The sequence below is a fragment of the Colwellia sp. MB02u-9 genome (assembly GCF_014077085.1).
In the GTDB taxonomy this organism is placed as follows: Bacteria; Pseudomonadota; Gammaproteobacteria; order Enterobacterales; family Alteromonadaceae; genus Cognaticolwellia.
On the sequence record NZ_JACGVF010000062.1, the window covers coordinates 1 to 4282 of the forward strand.

Consider the following 4282-nt stretch of genomic DNA (forward strand, 5'->3'; position numbering starts at 1 on the left):
GTGCTAAGGCTTTATTATTTTGCTGTGTTTGCATTTGAGCAATTTCTTCATCACTAAAACGGTAGGTTTTAGTATTGGCTAAACTCCAAAAAGCATCACCATAACTTGGGTTTAACTGGTAGGCTCTTTGGTAAGCCGTAATGGCTTTTTTTATGTCACCTTTAGTTTTTAGCGCATGGCCTAGCTGCAGTTGAAAGCCTGCAACTTGATCGTTTTGCTCTACAGCTTGTTCAAACAGGATGATGGCTTGCTCTATTTTACCTAAACCTGTTAAGGCACTCGCTTTAGCGACTTTAAAGCTCAGGTTGTCAGGTTGTATAGCGAGTAACTTTTCAACTTGCTGTTCTGCCACTTTGTATTTACCTAAACGAATAAGTAAATTGAAGTTGTTTACTTTGTGTAATGGCGTCATTGAATTTTGTTGTTTGGATTAATTGTTGAATTGATTTTAATTGCTCTTCAATAGCAGGGTGGGATCTTGTGTCCAATGACTTAGCTCCATGGCAGGTTATACTAAGTTGATTAATTATATGTTCATCGTGAATGGTTAAAATGAAAAGCTACCGCGTTATAAAATTTATAAGTAGCATAACTACTGACTAAATTTTATGCTTTTTTTATCAATAAAAAGCCGCTTGATACAGATATCAAACGGCTTTTATTTCGATTTTAATTAGCTTTTAGTTATCATTTAAGACTTAATAAAAGTCGTACGAGAATCTAAAACCAATAGTACGAGGTCTGTTAGAAACCACTTTTGGCGTATTCTGTTGAGTATCAATATATAATATTGCGCTTTCATCAGTTACGTTGTCGATGAAAATCTCAGCTTTCCATTCGTCGTTAGTGATACCAAAGGTTAAGTTAGCCAAAACGTAACTATCTTGGATATAACGACCACCGGCTAAGGTATCCCCGTTACTATCTTGATAATTAACACCTTTATAAACGTCAGCTTCTTTTTCAATACTTAAACCTGAACCTGTGCCATAGATTAAATTAGTGGAGTCTTCTACCATATAAGCATCCATCACCATACCGGCAAGTCTTTCTCCGGTATAACTGATTGAACCGTTAACATAACCTGTCATACCTTGGCCAATTGGATAGAAATACTGGGCTTGTAAATTACCTGAAAACTCAGCTGAATACGGTAATCTACTGCCTTCTGGTGGCGCAATACCATTAAGCTGAGTATTGACTGATGTTAGCTCAGTATCTATCAAACTAAAAGCACCAGAGATGACTAAATTATCCGTTGCTACCCAACTAAAGTCACCATCAATACCTTTAATTTCAGCATCACCGACGTTATCAGTAAATACTAAGAAACTGATATTGGTTGGGTCATATCGTGAGGTTTGCAGATCAGATATTTTTGAATAATAGGCAGTAGCATTGAAGCGTAAGTTTTGATCAAATAAGGTTGATTTAAAACCTAATTCTACGTTATCTAAGCTATCAGTCGTTGAGTACACTGGAATACGGAAACTTTCAAATGCACCTTCTTGGCTTTTAGCCGAACCACCACCAACTCGGTTAGTCACCGGCGGTCTAAAACCTTCTGAGTATGATGCAAATACCATAACATCATCATTAACTTGCCAATCAACTGAAGTTTTGATAATCGTATCATCAATGGTTAACTTGCCGTCACTATCAAGTAAATCAGTTTCTAATTGACCACTGGCGATAGCCGCTTGGATTGATGCTGTTTCAGCCGCTGCTGCCTCTGGAGTCCTACCATCACTGATAAAAAATTCAGTTAATGCTGCATCACTACCGTCACCAAAGGCTTGTAACCTGCCGCTGACATCATCGCCGGTAGTAGCGCCTTTATAAATATCATCAATTTGATACCAACGCGCGCCAAAACTTGCAGTGACTGTGTCGGTAATATCGTACTCAAACTGACCAAATACGGCGATTTGATCTATGGTATGCGTAACATCATTAACAAAACTTACTTCTGAAGGGAAAGGGCCACCATCACTGTTAATGCCATCACTTCCTGCGAGAGTTCTTGCCAAATTAGGAAACTTCTCTGTATTGGCTATTTTGAACTGACCAACAGTTGATAATTCTTGAGAGTCATAAAATACACCTGCCGTGACACGCCAGCGATTTTCAGCCGCCGTGTTGAAACGAAGCTCATGAGTGATACGTGAGGTACTGGTTTCTTCTTTATTAAACTTAGTTGGGTCAAGACATTCTTGTTCTGCTTCAGGAACGCCTGAATAGTTACAAACATAATAAGCAGAAAATGAACCACCATTAGTATAGCCAGTGTAATCAATAGTTGAATTGATATCTCGGTCGAGATACCCGCCAGTATAAACAACGGTAAGTTGCTCAAGTCGGCCTTCTAGTGTCCAAGTGGTTAAACCAAAATCATCATTGTTGTTTTCTGGTGTAAAACGGTTTGTTGATGTCTCACCCTTAAGGTTTGGATCATAAGAAAATACACCTTCGGTATCAAGAGACTGTTGAGTATGTTGAACTAAAAGATCCCAGTCATTATTGATTAAATAAGATAAACCAAAGCGAGCACCGGCATAGCTTGCCGTGTTAAAATTTTCTTCTACTAAAGCAGCATTTTGTGGTGCGGTAACAGAAATATTTTCAGGATTAGTTAATACACCACCAGAAATTCGACTAATAACTTCTGCACTACCGTTATAACCACCTTCACCCGGAACATTGAGCACATTATCTATCCAACCACCTTGGTAGTCGTTGTAAGCAGTAACACGTACGGCCAACGAGTCAGATAAAGACATATTAAAATATGCTTCAACAGAGTTACTCATATCGCCACCTTTGGTGGTACTTGTGCTGGTATCAAAACCTGCAGCAAAACCATCATGGGTTGGCTTGTTAGTAATTATGCGTACGGTACCTGATTGAGAGCTAGCTCCAAAAAGTGTGCCTTGTGGCCCTGGTAAAACTTCTATACGTTCAACATCAGTAGCATAAATATCTAAGTTACGCCCTTGCATGGAAACGGGTTGCTCGTCTAAATAAAAGGCAACAGAAGGTTGTAATGCTTGAACTGATGACAGAGAAATATTGCTTTGCGTAGTTGCCGCACCGCGAATATATATTTCATTTTGTCCAGGGCCAGTGCCCTGAAAAACCACGTTGGGTAAAAATTCTACATATTGATCAAAATTAGAAACGCCAAGTTTTTCTAAACTATCACCTGTTAATGCGGTCACAGTGACGGGCACTTCTTGGATTGATTCAGTTCGCTTGGTTGCAGTAACTTCAATAGTTTCTATTGATGCATTTTGTTTTATTTCTGTTTCTTCGGCATATAAAGTGCCAGACGCCGCTAGTGCTGTTAACACAGCACAATGAAGCTTAGTGAATTTCATATAAATTTTCCCTTGGTGTTTTATCGTTCAACGGCCAAATATAGTTAGTACACTAACTATATTTGACATTTGGCGGTATCCTAACAAAATTTCACATTTTATTCAAAATTATCAGGGCAAGATTATAAGCGTATAAAAAACAGACAGTCAGATTTTTTGTGGCATAAACCTTTGCAATTTAGCCCAATAAAGCGCGAATATTCTTATACTTTTGGGGATTTGTATAGTTAGTACACTAACTATATTTGACATTTGGCGATATCCTAACAAAATTTCACATTTTATTCAAAATTATCAGGGCAAGATTATGAGCGTATAAAAAACAGACAGTCACATTTTGTGTGGCATAAACCTTTGCAATGTAGCCAAATAAAGCGCGAATATTCTTATACTTTTTGGGATTTGAGTTGATAATTGACTTTAAACTATTCTCATGACTTCCCCCTGTCAAAATTATATAAATGGCTCTTTATTATGAAATAGCGTTATACGGGCGATTGTTTATACAAGTAACTTTAGTCAGCCATAAAGTTTTATAGCGATGGTTTGCAAATTGGACAACTACAAGATGGCGATTACCTTTATCCGATTATTGCGAGAAATAGCAACACGAACCCTGATCAATTAGCCGGCTTAGAAAACAGTTTGATGTGGAGTAGTAGTCAACGAACTTATATTCCATTCAAGCAAGTGAGTTGCAAAATGAACTACGCCAGTGAAGAGCTAGTGATTAATCGACGTGATCGTGTGCGAACCATTACGGTTAAAGCGGAGGCCGGTTACAATGAAACTACCGGTGAGGCGTTTAATCGTACACAAGCTAAAATTGCTGCTATTGCTTTACCAGAAGGTTATAAACTTGACTGGGGCGGCGAATATGAGTCGTCACGTAAAGCGCAAGCCGC

General features: G+C 38.4%; 3 protein-coding genes. 1 reads left to right on the plus strand and 2 read right to left on the minus strand.

Annotated features, from left to right (window positions below; all coding sequences use genetic code 11):
* Nucleotides 1-412 (minus strand): tetratricopeptide repeat protein (locus H4J65_RS01025; protein ID WP_182194372.1); only part of this gene is annotated, 412 nt, incomplete at its 3' end.
* 286 nt (nucleotides 413-698) lie between these two features.
* Nucleotides 699-3377: a TonB-dependent receptor gene (locus H4J65_RS01030; RefSeq protein WP_182182627.1), complete on the minus strand. Its 2679-nt coding sequence runs from the start codon at nucleotides 3375-3377 to the stop codon at nucleotides 699-701.
* A gap of 546 nt (nucleotides 3378-3923) precedes the next feature.
* Here H4J65_RS01030 and H4J65_RS01035 point away from each other — a divergent pair.
* On the plus strand, nucleotides 3924-4282 hold a 359-nt coding region (locus H4J65_RS01035; protein WP_182194375.1), incomplete at its 3' end, for an efflux RND transporter permease subunit.

Bases quoted from the DNA above. Each gene is read 5' to 3' on its own strand.
- H4J65_RS01030 (WP_182182627.1), bottom strand. From the start codon at position 3,377: ATGAAATTCACTAAGCTTCATTGTGCTGTGTTAACAGCACTAGCGGCG.